This window comes from Streptomyces sp. NPDC005402, assembly GCF_040606575.1.
Classification (GTDB): domain Bacteria; phylum Actinomycetota; class Actinomycetes; order Streptomycetales; family Streptomycetaceae; genus Streptomyces.
The window spans coordinates 1-22679 of record NZ_JBEXFB010000048.1; the positions used below are offsets into that span (position 1 = coordinate 1).

The window sequence follows — 22679 nt, forward strand, 5'->3', positions numbered from 1 at the left end:
CACCGCGGCCGCCTCCGTCCTGGACCGCCGCCGCACCTACGCCCTGCTGCACCTTGCAGGAACCCCGCTACAGGTCCTGGACAGCGCCCGGAACCAGGAGACCCTCATCCCGGTCACGGTGCTGGCCGGCGGGGCCGCCGCGGCAGGACTGCTGTGCGGGGGCTCGATGACGCTGGCCGGCGCCGACTCGTCGTTCGACGGAGCACGCAACGAGTAGACGCCGTGGGGGCGGGCCCGGCACCCAGGACGGAACATGCCGAAGCTGCGCGCGAACCCTTCACCCAGTACATCGAGGACCGGGACCTCGACGGATTGAGTTCCTTGCCCGACGAACACGCCATGTTCCTACCGGGAGCGGGACAGGAACCGGTCTGTCGCACGCCGTGATCGCTCCGCGGCTCTTCCTGGAGAACCTGCTTCTGCCGCCGATCCTCGGCGTCGTACGCACCCAGGGCGTGCTGCGCTACCCGCCGGCCGCGGACTTTCCGGTCTTCTGGTCGTCGCACCTGGACAACGCCGACGTCGCCGCTGCCCTGTTCGATCGCCCCGACATCACCGGCACGATCGCCGTGGGACAGAATCCGGGGATCACGAGCCCCGACCCCGCCCAGGCCATCACCGACCACTTCGGCCGACGCGTGTCCTACGAACCTCTCGCCCGAGGCGTTCGGCCACTGCTCGTCCCCCGCCCCGTCCCTTCGGCCCCGAACGCGTGCAGGCCCACCTGGCCGAGGACTTCCACGACCACAACCGCCCCGCAGGCTTCGGCGACGAAGCCAGCGACCGCGACGTCCTTGTCATGCTGCTGACCGCACTGGCCGCGGCGTTTCCCGACGGCCGGTACACCATCGAACGACTCACCCCGGTCGGAACCGATGAAGCACTGCTGTACCGGCGGTTCTCCGGCACCGCTTTCCTCGGTGCCGTGGCAGCCGGTGCCCGCGTGGACTTCGCCGGCACCGACCTGTCCGCCGCCGGCAGCGGAGCCTTCACCGCACAACGCCACGTCGAAGACCTGCTCACCCTCACCGGCCAACCGCGCCCGCACCACACCGGATCATGACCGTGTCACCGACGCCGGAAAGCAAGCGGCGGCCGCATCGAGAATGTCGATACGGCCGCCGCTGCCGTGACGAGGTTCCGTCGCCCGACGGTGATGCCGGGACGACGAGAATCAGACGGCGTAGGGGTTTTCGATGATGTAGACCCAGTCCCCCTCGCTCGTCCTCTTCATCACCTCGACCGACTTTCCTTCCAGGGTGCCGTCCTCGCCCGTGATCCGCCAGGGCACCTGGACCATCGCCAGGTCGCCGTTCTGATGGACCGACGCGGCCCCCATCTCAAAGGTGCCGGGCGCGGCGAGGTAGGGCTTCAGCGCTTCCTTGATGCCTTCCCTGCCGTAGACCGGCTCCTGCCCCGGTCCCGGTACGAACATGGCGTCCTCGGCGAACAGGGAACCCAGCCCGTCGAGGTCCCGGTCCTTGAGGTACTGGGCGAAGCGCTCGTGCACGACTTCCGGCTTCATATTCTTTCCTCTTCTATTCTTTTCGTTTCTTCGCTGCGGACGGGCGGGTCGCCTACAGGCCGACCTGCGTGAGCCATTGACCAGTGGTGCGCGGCATCAGCCCCACAAGCTGCTGGGCGCTGTCATGCACACTGATGATCTTTCCGGCACAGTGGCGAGGCCCTCATGCAGTGCGGTGACCGCAGCCGCTCCCGCGCCGGCGGCGGCACGGGGTGAGGTGTCAGCGGGTGTGCGGGACGGGCAGGGTGAGGGGTGCGCCAGTGCAGCGGGGGCCGCATCGAGAATGTCGATACGGCCACCGCTGCCGTGACGAGGTTCCGTCGCCCGACGGTGATGCCGGGATGACGAGAATCAGACGCCGTAGGGGTTGTCGATGATGTAAACCCAGTCCCCCTCGCTCGTCCTCCTCATCACCTCGACCGCCTTTCCTTCCACGGTGCCGCTCTCGCTCGTGATCCGCCAGGACGGCTGGACCATCGCCAGGTCGCCGTTCTGATGGACCGACGCGGCCACCACCTCCATGGTGCTGGGCGCGGCGAGGTAGGGCTTCAGCGCTTCCTTGATGCCTTCCCTGCCGTAGACCGGCTCCTGCCCCGGTCCCGGTACGAACATGGCGTCCTCGGCGAACAGGGAACCCAGCCCGTCGAGGTCCCGGTCCTTGAGGTACTGGGCGAAGCGCTCGTGCACGACTTCCGGCTTCATATTCTTTCCTCTTCTATTCTTTTCGTTTCTTCGCTGCGGACGGGCGGGTCGCCTACAGGCCGACCTGCGTGAGCCATTGACCAGTGGTGCGCGGCATCAGCCCCACAAGCTGCTGGGCGCTGTCATGCACACTGATGATCTTTCCGGCACAGTGGCGAGGCCCTCATGCAGTGCGGTGACCGCAGCCGCTCCCGCGCCGGCGGCGGCACGGGGTGAGGTGTCAGCGGGTGTGCGGGACGGGCAGGGTGACGGGCTCGCCCGGGGTGGGCCAGTGCAGCGGGACGCCGGCGGCGTCGAAGGTCTGCTGGACGTGGCCGCGGTCCTCGGTGTAGTGCGCCCAGCCCTCGGCGTGCACGGCCACCACGAGGGGGTCACCGAGCAGGCGGCGGGCCTCGACGGCCTGGGTCGCGGTCAGCGACAGTCGTATGTCACCGAGCTCCTCGAAGCCGGCCGCGCCCAGGTGCAGCAGCGCCACGTCGACGCGGTACCGGCCGGCCAGGGCGCTCATCGCGTCCAGGTCGACGGTGTCACCGGAGACGTACACGCTCGGTGTGGAGCCATCGTCGGTGTGCAGGAGGAAGCCGGTGACCGGACCGGTGATGTCCTCGGTGCCGACGGGCCCGTGGCGGGCGGGGACCGCGGTGATGTTCAGCGGCGTACGGCCCGCCTTCGACAGGGTCCGGGTCTGCCAGGGCTCCAGGCCGACGGCCGCGCCCCCGAGATCGGTGGCGCCGGCGACGGTGGTGAACACGTCCGAGGCACCGGAGGCCACCGCACGCCCGGCGGTGTCAAGGTTGTCCAGATGCCCGGTGTGGCTGACCACGACGGCATCGAGAGCGGGCAGTTGTGCAGGCTTCAGCGCCGGGCCGGCGGTCTTGCGCACCACGACCGGGCCGTCCCGGTACTCGGTGCCGGCGGCGTCGAAGGTCGGGTCGGTCAGCAGCGTCCATCCGGCCAGGCGGATCAGCGCGGTGGGGCCGCCGAGCACCGTCACGGTGTTCACGGCACGGGTCACGGCAACATCGGATACCACAGGTACTCCTTGACGATCAGCGGTTGACTCCCTCACTCTGACCTAGTTACTTCCTATGGGGAAGTACATACCTTTAGGTGAGGTGAGCACGTGCAGGAAAGCACGCGCGGCAACGTCCGTAATCCGGTCTGCCCCGGCAGGCAGCTGTTCGACCTGGTCACCGCCCGGTGGGCCGCCCTGGTCCTGGTCGACCTCATGGAGGGCCCGCAACGCTGGTCCGAGCTGCGCCGACGGGCCGGCGGCGTCAGCGACAAGATGCTCGCGCAGACACTGCGCGACCTCGAAACCGGTGGACTGATCACCCGCACCGTGCATGCCGACCGCCCGCCGACGGTGCTGTACGCCCTGACCGACCTCGCCCGCGGCGCCACCACCGCACTGCAACACCTGCAGAACTGGGCTGAAGAACACACCAGCGACTACGCCCACCACCGACACACCCACCCGAAGCCCTGAAAAGGCAGGCTCGGAGTGCACACGTCACCGTGCTTCTGCCGTGTGAGCGAGCGCCCTGACCAGCACGAACCCCGTGGGGAACCCAGAACTCGATACGGCTCGCTGTCACTCACGGTAGTTGCGGGGTGTGCTGTCCCGCAGGACTACGTTCGTGGAGACCGGTACGATCCGCGGGGCATCGTCGTCGGAGAGCGCGAGTTCCATCGCGCAGAGTCCGACCTGGTGCAGGGGTACGGTCACGGTGGTCAGCGCCGGGTGGACGTCCACCGCTGGGCCGATGTCGTCGAAGCCGGCGACGGCGACGTCCTGGCCGGGGGCCAGCCCGGCGTCGCGGAAGGCCGTCATGACGCCGATCGCCATAACGTCGTTGACGGCGAAGACGAGTTCGACGGCGGCCAGGCCCCTCCGGACGAGCTCGCGGGCGGCCGCACCTCCGCCTCGGCGGCTGAATTCGGCTTCGACCACGTACCGCTCGTCCACGTCGATGTTGAACTCGCGCAGGCCCTCCACGAAGCCGTCGCACCGGTCACGGGACGTCTTGAGTCCGGCGCCTGCGCGGACCACCGCGAACCGACGGTAGCCAAGGCCGACCAGTGCGCGGGCGAGTTGCCGCGCTCCACCGTAGTTGTCGATGCTGACGGTGTGGAACGGCAGGTCGTGCCGGCTGATCAGAACCACGCTGCCGCCCGCTTCCCGGTAGGCGTCGAGTTCCTCGACGAGGGGCGCGCGGGTGTCGGTGCCCTCGATGCGGCTGCCGGTCAGGATGATGGCGCGGGGCCGCATGCCGCGCAGGGTCCTGACGATCTGGAGTTCCCGCTCGGGGGAGCGGTCCGCGACCGCCATGGTGACGATGAGTCCCGCGGCCTCCGCCGCCTGCGTCACCCCTCCCGCGATGGAGGAGAAGTACGGGTCGTCGACACCGTTGACGACCAGCGCGGCGGTGTTGGTCGAGCCCCGCGCGATCGCCTGGGCGGACAGGTGCGGGGTGTAGTCGAGTTCAGCGGCTGCGGCGAGCACACGGGCGGCGTTCTCCTGCTGGACGTTCCGGATGCTGCCGTTGAGCACGCGCGACGCGGTGGCTTGCGAGACGCCCGCCGCTCGCGCCACATCACGCAGGGTCGCCTTGCGCTCCCCCGACACGGACTTCCCGCTGGGGGGCGGAGAAGGCGCTGCCGACCCATCTTCCATGCCGCATATTGTGCACCGGGCCGCACAGCGTCTTGGAGTGCGGGGTGATCAAGGAAGGTCACTCCACGCAGAACGCTCGCGCCTTCTGATATGTCGCCCTGGGCGCGCGCCTTACGGAACCGCGATCGGCGAAACCGGCCGTATCCCGTAGAGGGCCGGCCACGGATATTCTCGGATACCGTCCACGGCGGCTCGCCTCGTCAAGCGGGAGGGAACGCACGATGCCTCATCCAGCCAGACCGACAGTCACTCTGCGTGATGTGGCGGCGGCTGCCGGCGTGTCGGTGCCGACTGCGTCACGAGTCCTGGGCGGCAGTTCCCGGACGGTCGCGGCGGAATACCGGCAGCGGGTCCTCGCCGCTGCGGCTGCGTTGCGCTATAGCGCGGACGCCTCGGCCCGGGCGATGCGGCGGGCGAACGACGCGATCGCGGTCGTCGGCGACGACCTGACGACCCCTTCGATGGGAATGGTCGCCGCGGCGATGGAACGGCAGGCGCGGGACGCCGGTGCGTTCGTGACCGTCTCGTCGACCCACGGCACCGCCGCGCGCCAGCTGGAAACCGTCCGGCTGCAGCGTGCCCTCCGGCCCCGTGCGCTCATCCTGACCTCCAGCCGCCTCGACGCGAACGCGCTCGACGGGCGCCTGCTCGACGAGCTGCTCGGCTACGAACGCGAGGGCGGCCGGGTGGTGATCGTCGGCGACACCGACATGCCGTTCGACTCCATCAGCTTCGACAACTACGGCTCGGCAAAGGAACTCGCCCATCACATCGCCGAGTTGGGGCATCGGCACGTGACGATCCTGGCCGGCGCCCGCGGGCGGGGGAACGTATCCGCCCGCACCGCGGGCTTCATGGCCGGGCTCCGCGACGGCGGTGTCGAGGAGCGACACATCCGGAGCTCGCATGGCGCGGTGAGCCGCCACGGTGGATTCGACGCGGCGCAGAGGCTGGTCGCCGAAGGGCTGGAGCCGCCCCATGCGGTGCTCGCAGCCAACGACACCATCGCCATCGGTGCGATGTCCGCCTTCCGGGCTGCCGGAGTGGCGGTGCCGGCGGACGTCTCGCTGACCGGTTTCGACGACATCGAACTCGCGACCGACGTGACACCGCGGCTGACGACCGTGTCGTTGCCGCTGGCACAGGCGGGTGCCGAAGCGGTCCGCCTCGCGCTCAGGGCTCGTGCGGAAAAGGAGCACTTGATGATGCGCGGCCAGGTCGTGGTGCGCGACAGCACGACGATCCGCGTGGCCTGAACCGACCCTCAGCCGGGGTCCGGCCCGGTGGAGGGAGGGCCGACGCACGCAGGACCTCCAGGAACCCCTGCACAAACCCTTGACGCCTTCGGTCACAGACGGCCACACTGCCCGCGGAATACGATTTCCCGACCGTTTCCGAGTACAGACATCTGGGCTTTCGGCAAACTCCAGAGGTTGCCCGAGCTGCCTCGGCTTCCCCGTGGCGATCGATGCGCAGTCGACCGATCAAGCCCAATGCGAGTACGACCTCCCCAGCCTGGCCCCTGCCGCCACGCGCGATTCCACGCAACAGGGCCCAGGACCGCGTCTCAGTGCAAGTCACACACCCGCACCGCCCCCAAGGAAGGCCCCCGTGCACAATGCTTTGAGCCTGCCTGACAGGCACATCAGACGGCTGGCGGCGCTGGCCGCCCTCCTCATGGCACTGGCCCTGCTGACCGGCCGAGCGGTGTCGCCGGCGTATGCCGCCACCGACACGGCGATCACCGTGGACGGCGCCGGCGGCGGCCGCACCTTCGACGGTGTCGGAGCGATCAGCGGTGGCGGCGGCAACAGCCGCCTGCTGTTCGACTACCCGGCCACCCAGCGCAGCCAGGTGCTGGACTACCTGTTCAAGCCCGGTTACGGCGCGGCCCTGCAGATCCTCAAGGTCGAGGTCGGCGGCGACACCAACTCCACCGACGGTTCCGAGGCCAGCTTCGAGCACGCGAGGGGCGAGATCGACTGCGACGCGGGCTACGAGTGGTGGATGATGGAGCAGGCCAAGGCCCGTAACCCCGGCATCAAGCTCTTCGCCCTGGCCTGGGGCGCCCCCGGTTGGATCGGGAACGGCAGCTTCTACTCGACGGACGGGATCAACTACCTGATCGACTGGCTGGGCTGCGCCAAACAGCACGGCCTGACCATCGACTACATCGGCGGCCGGAACGAGAAGACGTACAACGCCGGCTTCTACGAGCAGCTCAAGTCCGCCCTGGCGGCGAACGGCTACACCTCGACCAAGCTGGTCGGCAGCGATGAGACCAACTGGAACATCGCCACCGCCATGAAGACCGACAGCGCCCTGAACAACGCGGTGGACATCGTCGGCGCGCACTACCCCTGCACGTACGCGTCCGCGATGACCACCTGCTCCTCCTCCGCCGACGCCCAGTCGCTGGGCAAGCAGCTCTGGGCCAGCGAGAACGGCTCGGAGAACGCCGAAACCGGAGCGGCCCCGGTCGCCCGCGCCATCAACCGCGGCTACCTCGACGCCAAGCTGAGCGCGTACATCAACTGGCCCCTGCTGGCCGCCGACTACCAGAACCTCTACTTCCACGACCAGGGCCTGGTCACCGCGAACCAGCCGTGGTCCGGCGCCTACAGCGTCTCCCGCACCGCCTGGTCCATCGCCCAGACCACGCAGTTCACCTCACCCGGCTGGAAGTACATCGACTCCGCCTCCGGCTATCTCGGCGGCGACCGTGCCAACGGCAGCTACGTCAGCTACGCCGCGCCCGACAAGAGCGCCTGGAGCACCGTCTTCGAGACCATGGACGCCACCGCGTCCCAGACGGTCACCCTCAACGTGGCAGGAGGTCTGCCCGGCGGGGCCCTGCACGTGTGGTCCACGGATCTGTCGCAGTCCGGCGGCGCCACCCCGCGCATGGTGCGGAACAGTGACCTGACCGCGACCAACGGCACGTACACCCTCACCCTGGACCCCGGTCACGTCTACACCGTGACCACCACCACCGGTCAGGGCGCCGGAACGGCCACCTCGCCCGCCCGCAACCGGCTCGTCATGCCGTACTCGGACTCCTTCGCCGGCTACGGCACGGGGCAGGAGGCGAAGTACTTCGCCTCCATGAACGGCGCGTTCCAGGCCGCCCCCTGCACCGGGGGCCGCACCGGCCAGTGCCTGCGCCAGACGGCACCGCAGAAGCCGATCATCTGGTGGTATCCGGCCTCGAACGCCGTCCAGCCCTACACCATCATGGGCGACGTCGGCTGGAGCAACTACACGGTCAGCTCCGATGTACTGCTGGAGAAGAGCGGCAGCTCCGCAGAGCTTCTGGGCCGTGTCGGCACCCAGACGAAGTTCAGCGCCGGGGGGATGAACGCCTATCACCTGCGCCTGTCCGACACCGGGTCCTGGTCGCTGCTGAAGACCGACACCGCCGGCAACAACTCGTGGAACTGGACCACCCTCGCCGGCGGTACCGTCACCGCGCCCGGCACGGGTACCTGGCACAAGCTGTCCCTGACCTTCCAGGACAGCACCATCACGGCCAAGATCGACGGAGACACCGTCGGCACGGTCACCGACGCGAGCTACGGCGCGGGCCTGGCCGGCCTGGGCACGGCCGGCTACTACCCCGTCGAGTACTCCAACTTCTCCATCACCCACGAACCGGTCAGCGACCTGTCCGGCACCTACAAGATCGTCAGCCTGAGCAGCGGCAAGGTGCTCACCGTCTACAACGGTGGAACCAGCGACGGCACGCCCGTTGTCCAGAAGACCGACGCGAACAGCGGCAGCCAGCAGTGGAAGCTGGCCTACACCAGCGGTGGCTACCTCACCGTCACGGGTGTGACCAGCGGCAAGGCCCTCGACGTCAACGCGGCATCCACCTGGCCCGGCACTCAGTTGCAGGTGGGGACCCCCAGCGGGAGCGTCACCCAGCAGTGGCTGATCGTCCCGGCCGGCAGCGGCACGTACACCATCGAGTCCCGTTCGAACGGGTACAAGGCCGACGTGTCCAAGGCCGGGACCACCGACAACACCCCCATCGACCAGTGGTTCACCAACGGCAGCAGCAACCAGCGGTGGAAGCTGGTGAAGGTGGCCTGACCGGCTGAGCAGCGAGCAAGACCGTGAGCGGGGCAGGCCCGAACCCCGGGCCTGCCCCCCGACGGGCGCCGGAAGCGACGGCGCGCGTGTCAGACCGGCCCACCAGAGCCGGCCCGCTCAAAGCCTTGACGCACTTGACAACCGCTGGGCACCCTGAGCGGAATACGTTTTCCCGTAGGCTTTCCAGAACACTTCCGGAGAGGCAGACATGAGGATTCTCGGCCAACCGCGGTGGCGGAAGAACGGCGACCACGAGGACTCGCGCCACGCCGCGTTCGAGGTGCCGGAACTTCCGCAGGGCCCGGCCCCCGAAGAGCCGTGTCCGCCCGGACTCCCCCGGATGTCGTCGCGCACTCGCTGGTGCGTCCACCGCACGGACCGGGGCCGTCCGGGCCCCGAGCCGTTACCCGCAGGCCCGGCCACAGGCGTCATGACAGGAGCCAGGACCACACCCCGGACGACAAGAAGAGGACCATGACCGTCAATCGAAGACTTCTGCCACAATCGACCGCCGCCGTACTGTGCGTGCTGGCCGTCGTGATCGCGTCCATCGTGCTCATCCCCGCGCAGCGGGCTTTCGCCGCGGGCACCACCTACTACGTGAGCACGAACGGCAGCGACAGTAACGCGGGCACTACCAGCAGCGCCCCCTGGCGCTCCCTGACCAAGGTCAACTCGACGACGTTCCAGCCCGGCGACATCATTCGCTTCGAGGCCGGTGACAGCTGGACCGGGCAACTGTGGCCGAAGGGGTCCGGTATCGACGGCTCCCCGATCTCCATCGACAGCTACGGGACGGGTGCCAAGCCGAAGATCGCCGGTCAGGGGACGGTCGGCGACGCGGTGCGGCTGAACAACCAGCAGTACTGGGAGATCCGCAACCTCGACGTATCCAACGCGGTGCCCACGGGGACGACGGACGGTTCGAAGCTCGGTGACTTCCGCGGCATCGGCGTGCATGGCGACAACGGGCAGACCCTGCACCACTTCGTGATCGACTCGGTCGACGTGCACGACGTGACCGGCGAGGTCAAGTGGGTCGGCGGCAGCACAGCGAGCAACAAGCCGGGCATCACCTTCGCGCAGGGCTGGGACCGCTCGAAGGACACCGGCGGCATCGCGTTCCTCACCGGCGTGCAGGACATCACCGCGCCCGGCGCCCCCACGGTGCTCGACGACATCACCGTGGAGAACTCCACGATCAAGAACACCTCGTTCAGCGGGATCGTCACGAAGCAGTACGCCGGTGACGCCCCCGGCGCCGTCTTCACCGGCTGGGGCAAGCGCGCCACGGCCACCGACCCCGCCTTCACCCCGTACACCAACGTCACGTTCCGCGGCAACTACATCACGCAGGCGAACACCCCCTACGGCTGCAACGGCATCTACCTCACCGGTGTGCGCGGCGGACTCCTCGAAGGCAACGTGATCGACCGGGTCGGCGTCTCCGGCGTCGAGACCAACATGGCCGACAACGTCACCGTCCAGCACAACGAGATCATGGGCACCCACCTGGCGGCGGGCGGCGCTGACCAGAACGCCCTGGACCCCGACATCGGCACCACCAACCAACTGTTCCAGTACAACTACCTGCACGACAACGGCGACGGCATCCTGCTGTGTGCGTGCAACTCCGCGGTCAAGTTCGGCAGCGTGATCGTGCGCTACAACGTCGTGACGGGCAGCAGCAGATGGACCCTTCACCTGTCGCAGTCGGCCGGCACGACGGCGGACATCTACAACAACACCTTCTACAACACCGCCGCAGCGGCCATGGTGGACGGCGGTGTCACCGGCCCCGGCAAGGCCACGCTGACCAACAACCTGTTCGGCTCCACCAAGGACGCCACCTTCAGGCTCGAGTCGAGCATCGTCTACACCAACAACGGGTACTCGGACACGCTGACCAGCGTGCCCGAAACGACGCCCAAGAAGGGCAACCCGCTGTTCGTCAACGCCGCCGTCACCGGACCCTACGGCGACGAGAACGGTCCCAGACCCGACACCGCGGCCAACTTCGCACTCCAGGCGGGGTCCCCCTTCGTCGACGCCGGCGCCACCGTCGCCAACAACGGTGGCCTCGACTTCGCCGGCGCCACGGTGCCGCTCGGGAGCGCTCCGGAGATCGGCGCCTTCGAACGCGGAGCGCCCAACATCGCCTTCACGGACACCTTCGACAGCCGGCCCACCGGGACGCTCGCCAACGGGACGAACGGTTGGCGGGTCATCTCCACCAATAACGACATCTCCGTGGTGGAGACCCCGTCCGCCACCGACAAGAGCGTCCGCCTGACCCGCACCGTCGACGGCGGCGGCACAGACGGCACGAACCTCGCCCGGCTTTTCAGCACCCCGCTGCAGGGCCTGGTGACCATCGACGCGCAGGTTATGCGCAACGACACGCAAGCCGGCTGGTTCGGGTTGCCGTACGTGTACAACTCCAGCGGCGTCCAGGCCGTCAGCGTCGCTTTCGCCCGCGGCCAGATCCACGCCTATCAGGGCACCACCGACACTGTGCTCGGCACGTACACCAACGGCAAGTGGTACCGGGTCACGCTCACCGTGGACACGGTGAACCAGCGCTTCGATCTGGACATCGACGGCGAGCGCATCCTGACCGACGCCACGTTCCGCACCTCGATGCAGGGGATCGCGAAGATCGCCTGGTACTCGAACGGGGGTGAGCGAGGGTCGGTGCACGTGGACGACGTCCGGATCGCACGCGGACCCGCGTACGGCCAATAATATCGGCCCTGAAAAGATAAAATCAGGTCTGTCGGGCCGGCGCCGGCCCGGCAGACCTGATTTCCGCGCATCGATCAACGTGATGAAATCTGCTGCAGTCCGGCGGTTACCACCGGCACATAGAATGCGGTGATACCGGCCATGTTGGGGTGCGTTCCCGATCCCTCTGTACCAGGAAGACCGTCGACCAGGTCGTCGAATGTGTATTTCGCCCGGTGAGCATCATCGCGGGTGTCGAACGCGGTCTCCCCGAAAACGTCGGCAATGGCGACATCCCACTGCCGACAGGCCTGCAAGGTCACCTTGCGCAGGGCTACCTGAATGTCCCAGTCCCGCGAGCCGAGTTTGTGGGCTGCGACGTACGCGATGCGAGCGGTCGGCCATTTCCGCTTCATCGTCTTCAATGTCCTCTCCAGCTCTTCCGCGTAAGTGCCGACGTCATACGCCCGATCCCGGTAGATCGACTGCGCATCGTTGGTGCCTCCGTCGAAGATGACGAAGTCGGCCGCGACGTCGGGCGCATCCTCGACCTGCGCACGTATTTGCCCACCGGAGGCATGAGGGTCGGCGCCGATGGTGGCACCATTTCGGGCGAACTTGGTGAGGGTCATGCTCTCCTGCTCGGCGACGATGTCCGCAAAACTGCGCGGATACACGTGTCCGTACACAATGCTGTCACCGAACGCGTAAACACTCTTGCCTGCCAATCCATTGTTCACATCATCCTCCTTGCCGCTCTGTCAGCGAGGTTCGATTTTAAGCATAATATTGACCCGGCGCGTGAGGGGCATGTAAATTCACTGAGAATAGAGAAATCGCTTACTGTCTCACGAAATGGAATGCGCGCGCACATGACTGCAACCAACACAGGATTGCCTGGGGGCGTCGCCATCTCACACGTGTCGGTGTACGACTGGCCTGCCGCCGACGGGGGATGCGGCGGCACTCCTCACATGCACCTGGCGTGTTCGGAGGCCTACGTCGTCACCGGCGGACGCGGTGCCGTGCAGACGCTGACCACATCCGGATACGAGGTCACCCCGCTCCGGGCCGGCACGGTCGCCTGGTTCACGCCCGGCACCATCCACCGGCTGGTCAACGAGGGTGATCTGAGGATCACCGTGCTGATGCAGAACAGCGGGCTGCCGGAGGCGGGGGACGCCGTCCTCACGCTGCCCCCGGAGTACCTGATCGATCCGGAGGCGTACGCACGCGCCACCGTCATCCCGCCCGATGCGCCCGAGGAGGAGCAGGAGCGCGTCGCCCGGGCCCGCCGGGACCTCGCCCTGGAGGGCTACCGGGCACTGCGCGAGGCCGAGGGGCCCGAGGCCCTGGCCGCGTTCCACCGGGCCGCCGCCGCGCTCGTGCGGCCGCGTATCGAAGAGTGGCGCGAGCGGTGGCGCCGGGGCGCCGAGGCCGCCGCCGCGGCCACCGGGGTGCAGCTCGACTCGCTGGAGCGGGGAGAGTGTCCCCACCTCGCCGATGCCGTCGTGAGATCCCAACAGCCCGCTGTTCGTGGGAAGTTCGGAATGTGCGGCCGGCTCGACGTATACGAGAACTGATGCACCGGTGCCGCGGGTCACGTCACCGCTTCAGCGGTTGATGGACCGCCCGACGGCGTTGCGCTGCTGGTGGGCGTCGTGGTCGAAGGCGGGTGACCTGCCGAACCGACTGCCGCGCCCCAACCCGTGGAAGCCTGCCGGCTCGCGGGACACCGTGCTCGCGTGGGTCCGTATCGCGTGGGAGGAGTACGCCTTGCCGGCCCGGGCCAACTCCGGCCCGGTGGCGCACGCCGCCGCACCGGCTCGCTCCTCAGAGCGGGCCGGACGGCCGGTCAGGCAGGGGAAGCACATCGGCTGCCCCGCGACCGCTCCTCCGGCGGCGGTGCCCGCCCTTGGTCACCGCCTGCGGCTGGGTCGCCCTGTCGCAGGCGGCTCGGCCGTCGACTCCCGCCAGATGACGCGGAACAGGGATACCTCAGCCGACACGGTCGCTGTGTGCCTCAAACCCGCGATCAGCTTGTCCATGGCCTTGCTGCCGAGCCGTTCGAGGTCCACGTCGACGGTGGTCAGGGACGGGTTCATGAACTGACCCACGCCGACGTTGTCCCAGCCGGTCACGCTGATGTCGGCCGGCACGTCCCAGCCGCGTTCCCGGGCGCCGCGGACGACGCCGGCGGCGACGAGGTCGTTGGCCGCGATCACCGCGGTCGGTCGCGAACGGCTCGGGAGCGACCGGATCGCCTCGATGCCGGACTCGCCGGACCAGTCGCCGTCGAAGACCCCGACCGACTCGAGGCCGAGGTGTTCGATCGTGTCCAGATAGCTCTGTTTGCGCGCTCGCGCGGAGGCGAACTGCGCGTCGCCGGCCACATGCAGGAACCGGGTGTGGCCAAGTGCTGCCAGATGCTCGATCATCTGAGCCAGGGGCCTGGCGTCAGCCAACTCTCCGATGACGCGCATCTCGTCGTCGAAATCGGCCGAGATCACCACGGTCGTCCTCTGGTGCAATTGGTTCTCCACCGAGGGGAGTACGGGGGCGAGGGAGAGCATGCCCTCGAACTGTCCCGAGTCGGCGAGTTCCAGCAGGCGCTCGCTCCTGGCCCGTATGCCGCCCCCGGCGCTCACGACGTCCACGAAGTATCCTGCGGCCTGTGCCGTCGCGCTGGCTCCCGCCAGCATGCGTGAGGGGTTGAAGGCCATGGCGGGCATGATTATCGCCAGCCTGCCGGTCTTGCGCGTGCGCATGGACCGCGCCACCAGGTTGGGGCGGTAGTCCAGTTCACGGATCGCCTTCTCCACGCGTTCCAGGGTCGTCGGCTTCAGCCCGCCGTTGAACCGCAGATACCGCGACACCGTCTGGGGTGACACCCCGGCCAGCTGTGCCACGTCTGTGATCGTCGGCCGTCGTCGCGCCGTGTCAGCGCCGTCCATCCGCTTGCCCCCACCTTCTGCCAACCTTCCGGAAGTCAGAGAGTACACACTCTTGACGGAAAAAGTGATCGTTCACTATGGTCCTCGCAACCCACAGGGTGAACGATCACTTTTTGCGGGAGGGCGGGACCTGGGACGGTCCCGCACCACTGTGTTTCCGATGCCGCCGCTCAAGGGAGCAGTGCCGTGAGCTCCATCAATGAACTACGCCGGCTGCGCGGGTCCCAACAGGGCGCGCGACAGCAGAACAAGGCGGCGTTCTTCTTTCTTCTGCCCTGGTTCGTCGGGCTCTTCGGGATCACTCTCGGCCCGATGCTGGCCTCGCTCTACCTCAGCTTCACCAAGTACAACCTGCTGCAGCCGCCGCAGTTCAGCGGACTCGACAACTGGACGCGGATGCTCCATGACGAGCGTCTGCACCAGTCGCTCCAGGTGACGTTCACCTACGTCCTGGTCTCCGTCCCGCTGCAACTGGCGCTGGCCTTGGGACTGGCGCTGCTGATGGACAAGGGAGTGCGGGGCCTCGCCTTCTACCGCTCCGTCTTCTATCTGCCCTCACTGATCGGCGGCAGCGTCGCGATCGCGGTGCTGTGGCGCACGGTCTTCGGCACAAGCGGTCTGGTGAACAAGGGCCTCGGCCTGTTCGGCGTTCACGGACAGGGCTGGGTCTCCGAGCCGGGAACCGCGTTGTCGACCCTCATCGTCCTGAACGTCTGGACGTTCGGCGCCCCCATGGTCATCTTCCTCGCCGGCCTGCGGCAGATTCCGACCTCCCTCTACGAGGCGGCGTCCGTCGACGGCGCGAAGCGCTGGCGCCAGTTCCGCAGCATCACGATCCCGCTGCTGACACCGATCATCTTCTTCAACCTGGTGCTGCAGATCATCCACGCCTTCCAGACGTTCACGCAGGCCTTCGTGGTCTCGGGCGGCACCGGAGGTCCTGCCGATTCCACCCTCTTCTACTCGCTGTACCTCTACCAGCGGGGGTTCGGCCACTTCGACATGGGTTACGCGTCCGCGCTCGCGTGGGTCCTCCTCCTCATCGTCGCGCTCTTCACCGCCGTCAACTTCTGGGCCTCAAAGTACTGGGTGTTTTACGATGACTGACCGCGCCGCAGCCGTACCCCGCACGCCGACCGTCGCCCGCTCCCACGGGCGCCGCGGACAGCGCAGGATCCGCGCTCTCCTCAAGCACATCCTCCTCATCGCCTGTGCGTTGATGATGCTGTACCCCGTCCTGTGGATGGTCGTCAGCTCCCTGCGCCCGAACAGCGAGATCTTCCGCAGTGCCGGGCTCACCCTGACGCACCTGCGGCTGGAGAACTACAGCAACGGCTGGAACGCCTTCTCCCACCCGTTCAGCCACTATCTGATCAACTCGCTGATCGTCGTGACCGGCGCGATCCTCGGCAACCTGTTCGCCTGCTCCCTGGCCGCCTACGCGTTCGCCAGGCTCGAGTTCAAGGCGAAGCGCGTGTGGTTCGCCATCATGCTCGTCACGATCATGCTGCCCGTCCACGTGATCATCGTTCCGCAGTACGTCCTGTACTCGCAGCTCGGCTGGGTCAACACCTTCCTGCCCCTGATCGTGCCGAAGTTCCTGGCGACCGACGCCTTCTTCATCTTCCTGATGGTGCAGTTCATCCGCGGCATCCCCCGCGAGATCGACGAGGCCGCACGGATCGACGGCGCCGGGCACGCGCGGATCTTCTTCCACGTCATCCTGCCGCTGATGGTCCCGGCGCTGGCGACCACCGCCATCTTCACCTTCATCTGGACCTGGAACGACTTCTACACCCAGCTCATCTACCTCACGGATCCGGACAAGTACACGACACCGCTCGCGCTGCGCACCTTCGTCGACCAGCAGAGCGCGACCGACTGGGGCTCGGTCTTCGCCATGAGCGTCGTGTCGCTCGTTCCCGTCTTCCTCGTCTTCCTCGCCGGACAGCGCTTCCTCCTTCGAGGCATCGCCACCACCGGCGGCAAGTAACCGCGAGGGCCACAGCCGGACCTGCGGAGGCACCGGGTCATGACCGCTCGGGAGCACCGCGGCCACAGAACACACCCACACATCACGCACAGGAGAACCACATGCACGCCAGCCCCTTCAGACGCGTCGCGATCGGAGCGGTCGCCTCACTCTCGCTCGTACTCACAGCCTGCTCCGGAAGCGGCACCGACACCCCTGCCAAGCTCAGCGACAAGCCGGTCACCCTCCGCCTCACCTACTGGGGAGCGGACGCCCGCGCCAAGCTCACCGACGAGGCCATCGCCGCGTTCGAGAAGAAGTACCCCAAGATCAAGATCAAGGGACAGTACAAGGACTGGAACGGCTACTGGGACGCGCTCGCGACGACCACCGCCGCCAAGGACTCGCCCGACGTCGTCCAGATGGACGAGCTCTACCTCGCGTCCTACGCGGACCGGGGAGCGCTGTACGACCTCGGCCAGGCCAAGAAGTTCCTCGACACCTCGCAGTTCGACGCCAACGCCCTCGCCACCGGACAGGTCGACGGTACGCAGTACGCGCTTCCCGTCGGTATCGGCGTCATGTCCGTCGTCGTGAACACCGACCTGTTCAAGAAGTACGGCGTGGCCCTCCCCGACGACAAGACGTGGACCTGGGACGACTACGCCAAGGTCGCGAAGGAGCTGACGGACAAGAGCGGCGGCAAGATCCACGGTACGGCCGGCGCCCCCGGCTTCGACGCCGGCAGTCTCAAGTACTGGGCCCGTCAGGAGGGCGGCAACGTCTTCGGCAAGGACGGAAACGTCACGCTCAAGCCCAAGGCGCTCGTCGACATGTGGAAGTACGGGCTGAACCTCATCTCCTCCGGGGCCAGTGTCAAGGCCTCGACGATGGTCGAGGACCAGACCGCCGGTATCACCGCCGGCAGCTTCGCCACCGGCAAGGCAGCCATGGCCGGGGCCTACAACACGCAGGTCACCGCGTTGCAGCAGGCGACCGGCGCGCAACTGAAGCTGCTCCAGATGCCCCACGTCGGCACCGCGAAGGCAAACTTCCTCAAGCCCTCCATGTACTGGGCGGTCTCCAGCCAGAGCAAGCACCCGGCCGAAGCCGCCGAGTTCGTCAACTTCCTGCTCAACGACCCGGCGGCCGCGGACATCCTCAAGACGGAGCGCGGAATCCCCGCGAACAAGAAGATGCTCCAGCACCTCGATTCGGGTCTGGCGGGGACCGACAAGGCGGCCGTCGACTACATGAACGCGGTGACGCCGGGTGAGTCGCCGGTCGTGACGCCCAACGGCGGAAGCGGGATCGAGCCGGAGCTGCAGCGCTACAGCCAGGACGTCTACTTCAAGAAGACCTCGCCCGAAGCCGCCGCGAAGGCCTTCATCAAGGAGCTGCAGGGCGAGATCGACGCGGCCAAGTGACCTCTCCTCCCGGGGCCGTGGCCCCTCCCCTCCCCCCGCGGCCCCGGGGAGAGCCCGCGTCAAGCGAGTCAGAAATCCAAGAGAGAGAAACCACCCATGCCCAGCTCCCGGCCGCCGTACCGCGTGGCCATCATCGGCACCGGCGGTATCGCCCACGCCCACGCCGAAGCCCTCACCGAACTCTCCGCACGTGCACAGCTGGTCGCCGTCGCCGATGTCGACCGGACACGTGCCGCTGAGTTCGCCGACCGATTCTCCGCGCCGCAGGTCTTCAGCGACCCGAAGGACCTGCTGGAGAGCGATGAGTTCGATCTGGTGCACATCTGCACGCCACCGCAGACCCACGCACCCCTGGCATCCCTGGTGATGCAGGCAGGCGTCACCGCACTGGTGGAGAAGCCGACCGCGCTGAGCCTGCGCGAGATGGACCAACTGGCCGCGGTGCAGGAACAGACCGGCTCCAGGGTCCTGACGGTCTTCCAGCACCGGTACGGGGCGGCGGCCGTACGCCTGCGCCGACTGGCGGCCTCCGGCGTACTGGGCCGGCCACTGGTCGCCACCTGCGAAACCCTGTGGTACCGGCCCGACGAGTACTTCGAGGTGCCGTGGCGGGGACGCTGGGACGTCGAAGGCGGCGGCCCCACCATGGGACACGGCATCCACCAGTTCGACCTGATGCTGTCGGTGCTCGGCCCCTGGTCCCGGATCACCGCACTCGCCGACCGCCAGGCGCGGCCCACGGACACCGAGGACGTCTCGATCGCCGCCGTCCGGTTCGCGGGCGGAGCCCTCGCCACGGTCGTCAACTCCCTGCTCTCCCCGCGGGAGACCTCCCGCCTGCGCTTCGACTTCGAGTACGCCACGGTCGAACTGGAGCACCTCTACGGCTACCGCGAGGAGCACTGGCGATTCACCCCGGCACCCGGCCACGAAGAGCTCGCGCCCCTCTGGGCCGACGCTCACGGGCCGGACATCACGAGCGGACACAGGAGCCAGATCGAGGCGATCTTCGACGCCTGGGACGCCGGTCAGGAACCCGGCGTCTGCCTGCCGGAGGCGCGCCGCACCCTGGAGTTCGCCGCGGCGACATACGCCTCGGCCTTCCGCGGAGTCCCCATTGCCGCAGGGGAACTGACCGGCGACGACCCGTTCACGCTCAGCATGGACGGCGGCGCCGTGCCCTGGGAACCCATCAAGGAAGTCCTCGTATGAACGCTCTTGCAATCCGCCACGACCTCGGTGCCTCCGTAACAGTCCGAGACGGCGACACCGAGCTGTTCCGCTACATCTACCAGCCGGACACCGTTCAACTGGAGTCGCCCAAGCCCTACATCCACCCCCTGCGCACTCGGGCCGGCAAGGTGGTCAGCCTGTTCCGTCCCCACGACCACGTATGGCACAAGGGCATCGCATGGTCCCTGCCCCACGTGGGCGAGGAGAACTTCTGGGGCGGCCCCACGTACATCCACGGACGCTTCTACGTCCAGCTGGAGAACAACGGAACCCAGGCGCACCGCCGTATCGTCGCCATGAACCGAGACGCCGATACGGCAACCGTCGCTCACGACCTGGACTGGACCACCCAGTCCGGCGCGCTGTTCTTCACGGAACGCAGGACGCTGCGGGCGCACTTGATCTCCCCGGACGCCTGGGCGTTGACGTTCGAGACGCAGATGACGAACGTCTCCGGAACGGACGTCGCCATGGGATCGCCGACCACCAAGGGACGGGAGAACGCCGGCTACGGCGGCCTGTTCTGGCGGGGGCCACGCTCGTTCACCGGCGGTCAGTTCGTGACCGAGGAAGGCCTGGGCGGCGACGAGGTCCGCGGGCGGCGCATGCAGTGGATGGCTTTCGCGGGCCGCCACGACGAGACGGACGCCGAGTCGCTGGTGCTCATGGTCGACGACGCAGCCAACCCCAACCACCCGCCGCAGTGGTTCGCCCGTACAGAGGAGTTCGCCTGCCTCAACCCCGCACCGTTCTTCAGCGAGGAGCTGACCATCGAACAGGGCTCCACCGTGCGGTTCCGCTACGGCGTCGGGATCGCCGATGCCGACGCCAACGCGGCTCCCGCGCTCGCCGACGCGGTGCGCGAGGTGCTCGCGCGGTCCGAGGCGCCCGTCGCTGCCGGTGAAACCGTATGAGCCCCACGGAGTGGTGACCGGAGTGCCGGGCGGGTGTCCGGCACTCCGGCTTGCCCGAGAGTTCGGACGTAACGGAGTTCTACTAGGTGTCCTGCGCAGGAGGGTCGAAGGCCCGCACTGGCGGGAGTGGTCCGTCAAAGCGTTCGACCTGGACAAGCGCCGTTCCTGAGCTTGGGCCTTGGGCGAGCTTCGAGGTGCCCTTGTCGAAGGTGAGCACGTTCGGGTTGCCGTGCGCGTCGAGCCCACCAGGCTCGATGGGGTCGTACCACGCTCCGGCATGGAGCACGACGACGCCGCTGCGGACTCCTGGATCGATCACCGCACCGGCGAGACACTGACCACGGTCGTTGAAGACCCGAACGACGTCACCCGCGCGGATGTGGCGGGCTGTCGCGTCGTCGGGGTTCACCTGTATCGGCTCGCGTCCCCGGACCTTGGACTCAGCGCTGTGGTCTGCTTGGTCGTACTGGCTGTGTAGACGGGTTCGCGGCTGCGGAGAGAGCAGGTGCAGGGGGAAGCGCTCCGCAACCGTCGAGCCCAACCACTCCTGAGGCTCGAGCCAGGTGGGGTGTCCCGGACAGTCGTCGTAGGCGAAGGACTCGATCGTCGCCGAGGTCAGTTCAACCTTGCCGGAAGGCGTGGCCAACGGGTTTCGCATCGGGTCCTCACGCAACAACGCCAACGGGTCGGCCCGCCGATCGGGCTCCGGCAGGGGAATGGTGACCTCGCCGGCGGCCCAGAAGGTCGGGAAGTCAGGAATCGGCATGCCGGCAGCGGCCAGGCCGTCTCGCGTGGTGTCGTAGAGATGCCGCACCCACTCATCGGCAGACCGACCTTCGGTGAACTCGCGGCGGAATCCAAGCCGGTCTGCCAAGTCCGCGAACACCGCATAGTCGTCGCGTGCCTCTCCCGGGGGGTCTACCGCGGCGTGCATGACAGAGAGGTGAGACTCGTGGCGGCCGAACGCCACGTCGTTGCGTTCGAGATAGGTGGAGACTGGCAGCACGATGTCGGCATGCTTGGCGGTGGCGGTCCAGAAGGACTCGTGCACGATGATCGTACGGGGTTGCTGCCAGGCCTCCACCAGGCGATTGAGGTCCTGGTGATGATGGAACGGGTTTCCCCCGCACCAGTAGACGAGGTCGATGTCGGGAAAGGTCACGCGGCGGCCGTCGAAGTCGATCTCCTGCCCAGGACCCAGCAGCATGTCGGCGATGCGAGCAACCGGGATGGGCGCGATCTCGGGAAGCTCACGCACTTTTTGCGGGAATGCGGCGACCGGAAGCCTGCGTTGACGCGCGCCGGTGCTGTGGTGGGTGCCGAACCCGAGCGCGACCCCCCTCTGGGGCCGACCCAGGTGACCGGCCATGGCGGCGAGAGCAATGGCGGCCCAGAAGGGCTGCTCGCCATGGTCACCGCGCTGAATGGACCAGCTCACTGTGATCAACGTCCGGCCGCCCACGATCCGGCGCGCAAGGTCACGGATGGTGGCGTCAGGGATGTCACACACCTCGGCCGCCCAGCTCGCGTCCTTGACTACGCCGTCCAGAGCCCCGGACAGGTAGGCCACGAGATCCTCGGCCCCCACGCAGCACTCCCGCAGGAACTCGGCATCGTGGTCGCCGGCGGCCCACACCTCGTAGGTCAGGGCCAGCATCAAAGCGGTGTCTGTGTTGGGCCTGACGCGGACCCATTGCGCATCGTCGATGTCGAGGTCGCTCCGCTGTGGACTGATGTTGACCAGCTCGACGCCGGCCTCGGCGCACATCCGCAGGCCCGAGCGCGACCGGTGCACGTGTACCCCGCCGGGGTTGACCTGGGCGTTCTTGGCAGGAAGGCCACCGAAGGCCAGGAGGAGGTCGACGTGCTCCGCGATCTCCTCCCACGTCGGGACGGACAGCAAGTGCTCGTTGGCTGAGGTGCCGAGCACGTGCGGGACGATCCGCGCCATGGCGGCGAAGCTGTAGCTGTCGGTCGAAGGCGTGTAGCCACCTGCCACGTTGAGGAAGCGATGCACCTGACTTTGCGCATGGTGAAAGCGCCCAGCGCTTGCCCACCCGTAGGAACCTCCGAAGATCGAGCTGGGCCCGCGCGTGTTGTGGGCGCGCTTGATCTCTTCTGCCACCAGGTCGAGCGCGCGCTCCCACGAGACAGGTGTAAAGGTGTCGTCGCCCCGTCGTCGCGCGGGCGTATCCCTGTTCCGCAGGTAGCTGGTCCGAACCATGGGACGAAGGACACGACCTCGACCTTGGTCATAGCTCGTTCGGCGGTAGCCGATCGTGGCCGGCTCCGGGTCGTCCAGGGGTGAGATCCAGCGGACCTCCCCGCCCTTGACGACGACTCGATACCTCCCCCAGTGCGTGGCAGTCGTGAACACTCCGTGGTGCACATCTGGTCGAGCGGGGCGCGGGTTCTGCATGGGTGAACGTCCTCTCATCAAGCAATGCGTGGCAGTCGTG

At 67.7% G+C, this 22679-nt stretch carries 19 protein-coding genes and 1 pseudogene; 12 read left to right on the forward strand and 8 right to left on the reverse strand.

From position 1 onward, the window contains the following. Together ABZT02_RS44145 and ABZT02_RS44150 are read left to right on the forward strand one after the other, a co-directional pair. Positions 1-217: pseudogene (locus ABZT02_RS44145) on the forward strand (ABC transporter permease); the annotation flags it as partial. A gap of 495 nt (positions 218-712) precedes the next feature. Further along, the gene (locus ABZT02_RS44150; RefSeq protein ID WP_356028712.1) at positions 713-1063 is read left to right on the forward strand and encodes an ester cyclase; all 351 of its coding nucleotides are present in this window, start codon (positions 713-715) and stop codon (positions 1061-1063) included. A gap of 111 nt (positions 1064-1174) precedes the next feature. On the opposite strand, the gene ABZT02_RS44155 is transcribed toward ABZT02_RS44150, so the two are convergent. From ABZT02_RS44155 to ABZT02_RS44165, 3 genes are all read right to left on the reverse strand, one after another. Further along, entirely contained in the window at positions 1175-1525 is a 351-nt protein-coding gene (locus tag ABZT02_RS44155) for a nuclear transport factor 2 family protein (RefSeq protein WP_356028715.1), read from the reverse strand. Positions 1526-1876: 351 nt separating this feature from the next. Next, the gene (locus tag ABZT02_RS44160; protein WP_356028718.1) at positions 1877-2227 is read right to left on the reverse strand and encodes a nuclear transport factor 2 family protein; all 351 of its coding nucleotides are present in this window, start codon (positions 2225-2227) and stop codon (positions 1877-1879) included. A 220-nt stretch (positions 2228-2447) separates the two neighbouring features. Next, positions 2448-3242, reverse strand: coding sequence for an MBL fold metallo-hydrolase (locus ABZT02_RS44165; RefSeq protein ID WP_356028721.1), 795 nt, complete (start codon positions 3240-3242; stop codon positions 2448-2450). A 108-nt stretch (positions 3243-3350) separates the two neighbouring features. Between ABZT02_RS44165 and ABZT02_RS44170 the strand changes: the two genes are divergently transcribed. Next, positions 3351-3716, forward strand: coding sequence for a helix-turn-helix domain-containing protein (locus ABZT02_RS44170; protein ID WP_107447243.1), 366 nt, complete (start codon positions 3351-3353; stop codon positions 3714-3716). A 105-nt stretch (positions 3717-3821) separates the two neighbouring features. Here ABZT02_RS44170 and ABZT02_RS44175 read toward each other — a convergent pair whose 3' ends face one another. Further along, positions 3822-4904 carry a LacI family DNA-binding transcriptional regulator gene (locus ABZT02_RS44175; protein ID WP_356028723.1) on the reverse strand — a complete coding sequence of 361 codons (1083 nt, stop codon included), beginning with the start codon at positions 4902-4904 and terminating at the stop codon, positions 3822-3824. A 260-nt stretch (positions 4905-5164) separates the two neighbouring features. On the opposite strand from ABZT02_RS44175, the gene ABZT02_RS44180 reads away from it, so the two are divergent. From ABZT02_RS44180 to ABZT02_RS44190, 3 genes are all read left to right on the forward strand, one after another. Next, a complete protein-coding gene (locus ABZT02_RS44180; protein WP_356028726.1) occupies positions 5165-6160 on the forward strand; it encodes a LacI family DNA-binding transcriptional regulator in 996 nt (331 codons plus the stop codon). A 355-nt stretch (positions 6161-6515) separates the two neighbouring features. Continuing rightward, positions 6516-8996, forward strand: a complete 2481-nt coding sequence (locus ABZT02_RS44185) for an RICIN domain-containing protein (RefSeq protein ID WP_356028728.1) — start codon at positions 6516-6518, stop codon at positions 8994-8996. A gap of 474 nt (positions 8997-9470) precedes the next feature. Continuing rightward, positions 9471-11741 carry a right-handed parallel beta-helix repeat-containing protein gene (locus ABZT02_RS44190; protein ID WP_356028730.1) on the forward strand — a complete coding sequence of 757 codons (2271 nt, stop codon included), beginning with the start codon at positions 9471-9473 and terminating at the stop codon, positions 11739-11741. Positions 11742-11815: 74 nt separating this feature from the next. On the opposite strand, the gene ABZT02_RS44195 is transcribed toward ABZT02_RS44190, so the two are convergent. Beyond that, a complete protein-coding gene (locus ABZT02_RS44195; protein WP_356028733.1) occupies positions 11816-12460 on the reverse strand; it encodes an SGNH/GDSL hydrolase family protein in 645 nt (214 codons plus the stop codon). Positions 12461-12592: 132 nt separating this feature from the next. Between ABZT02_RS44195 and ABZT02_RS44200 the strand changes: the two genes are divergently transcribed. Continuing rightward, on the forward strand, positions 12593-13303 hold the full coding sequence (locus tag ABZT02_RS44200; RefSeq protein ID WP_356028735.1) for a cupin domain-containing protein: 711 nt from the start codon (positions 12593-12595) through the stop codon (positions 13301-13303). A gap of 30 nt (positions 13304-13333) precedes the next feature. Here the strand turns inward: ABZT02_RS44200 and ABZT02_RS44205 are convergent, their stop codons facing one another. Further along, the gene (locus tag ABZT02_RS44205) at positions 13334-13594 is read right to left on the reverse strand and encodes a hypothetical protein (RefSeq protein WP_356028738.1); all 261 of its coding nucleotides are present in this window, start codon (positions 13592-13594) and stop codon (positions 13334-13336) included. Between the two features lie 45 nt (positions 13595-13639). Further along, positions 13640-14629 carry a LacI family DNA-binding transcriptional regulator gene (locus tag ABZT02_RS44210; protein WP_356028741.1) on the reverse strand — a complete coding sequence of 330 codons (990 nt, stop codon included), beginning with the start codon at positions 14627-14629 and terminating at the stop codon, positions 13640-13642. Positions 14630-14860: 231 nt separating this feature from the next. Between ABZT02_RS44210 and ABZT02_RS44215 the strand changes: the two genes are divergently transcribed. The 5 genes from ABZT02_RS44215 (at position 14861) to ABZT02_RS44235 (ending at position 20220) form a co-directional block, all read left to right on the forward strand. Beyond that, the gene (locus ABZT02_RS44215) at positions 14861-15781 is read left to right on the forward strand and encodes a sugar ABC transporter permease (RefSeq protein WP_356028743.1); all 921 of its coding nucleotides are present in this window, start codon (positions 14861-14863) and stop codon (positions 15779-15781) included. After that, on the forward strand, positions 15774-16667 hold the full coding sequence (locus tag ABZT02_RS44220) for a carbohydrate ABC transporter permease (RefSeq protein ID WP_356028746.1): 894 nt from the start codon (positions 15774-15776) through the stop codon (positions 16665-16667). The genes ABZT02_RS44215 and ABZT02_RS44220 overlap by 8 nt, the downstream gene beginning before the upstream one ends. A gap of 101 nt (positions 16668-16768) precedes the next feature. Then, positions 16769-18073, forward strand: a complete 1305-nt coding sequence (locus tag ABZT02_RS44225) for a sugar ABC transporter substrate-binding protein (protein WP_356028748.1) — start codon at positions 16769-16771, stop codon at positions 18071-18073. 96 nt (positions 18074-18169) lie between these two features. Then, on the forward strand, positions 18170-19285 hold the full coding sequence (locus ABZT02_RS44230; RefSeq protein WP_356028751.1) for a Gfo/Idh/MocA family oxidoreductase: 1116 nt from the start codon (positions 18170-18172) through the stop codon (positions 19283-19285). Further along, positions 19282-20220: a PmoA family protein gene (locus tag ABZT02_RS44235; protein WP_356028753.1), complete on the forward strand. Its 939-nt coding sequence runs from the start codon at positions 19282-19284 to the stop codon at positions 20218-20220. Before ABZT02_RS44230 ends, ABZT02_RS44235 begins: the two co-directional genes overlap by 4 nt. Before the next feature lie 82 nt (positions 20221-20302). On the opposite strand, the gene ABZT02_RS44240 is transcribed toward ABZT02_RS44235, so the two are convergent. Further along, entirely contained in the window at positions 20303-22639 is a 2337-nt protein-coding gene (locus tag ABZT02_RS44240) for a molybdopterin-dependent oxidoreductase (RefSeq protein ID WP_356028755.1), read from the reverse strand. Between the last annotated feature and the right edge of the window lie 40 nt (positions 22640-22679).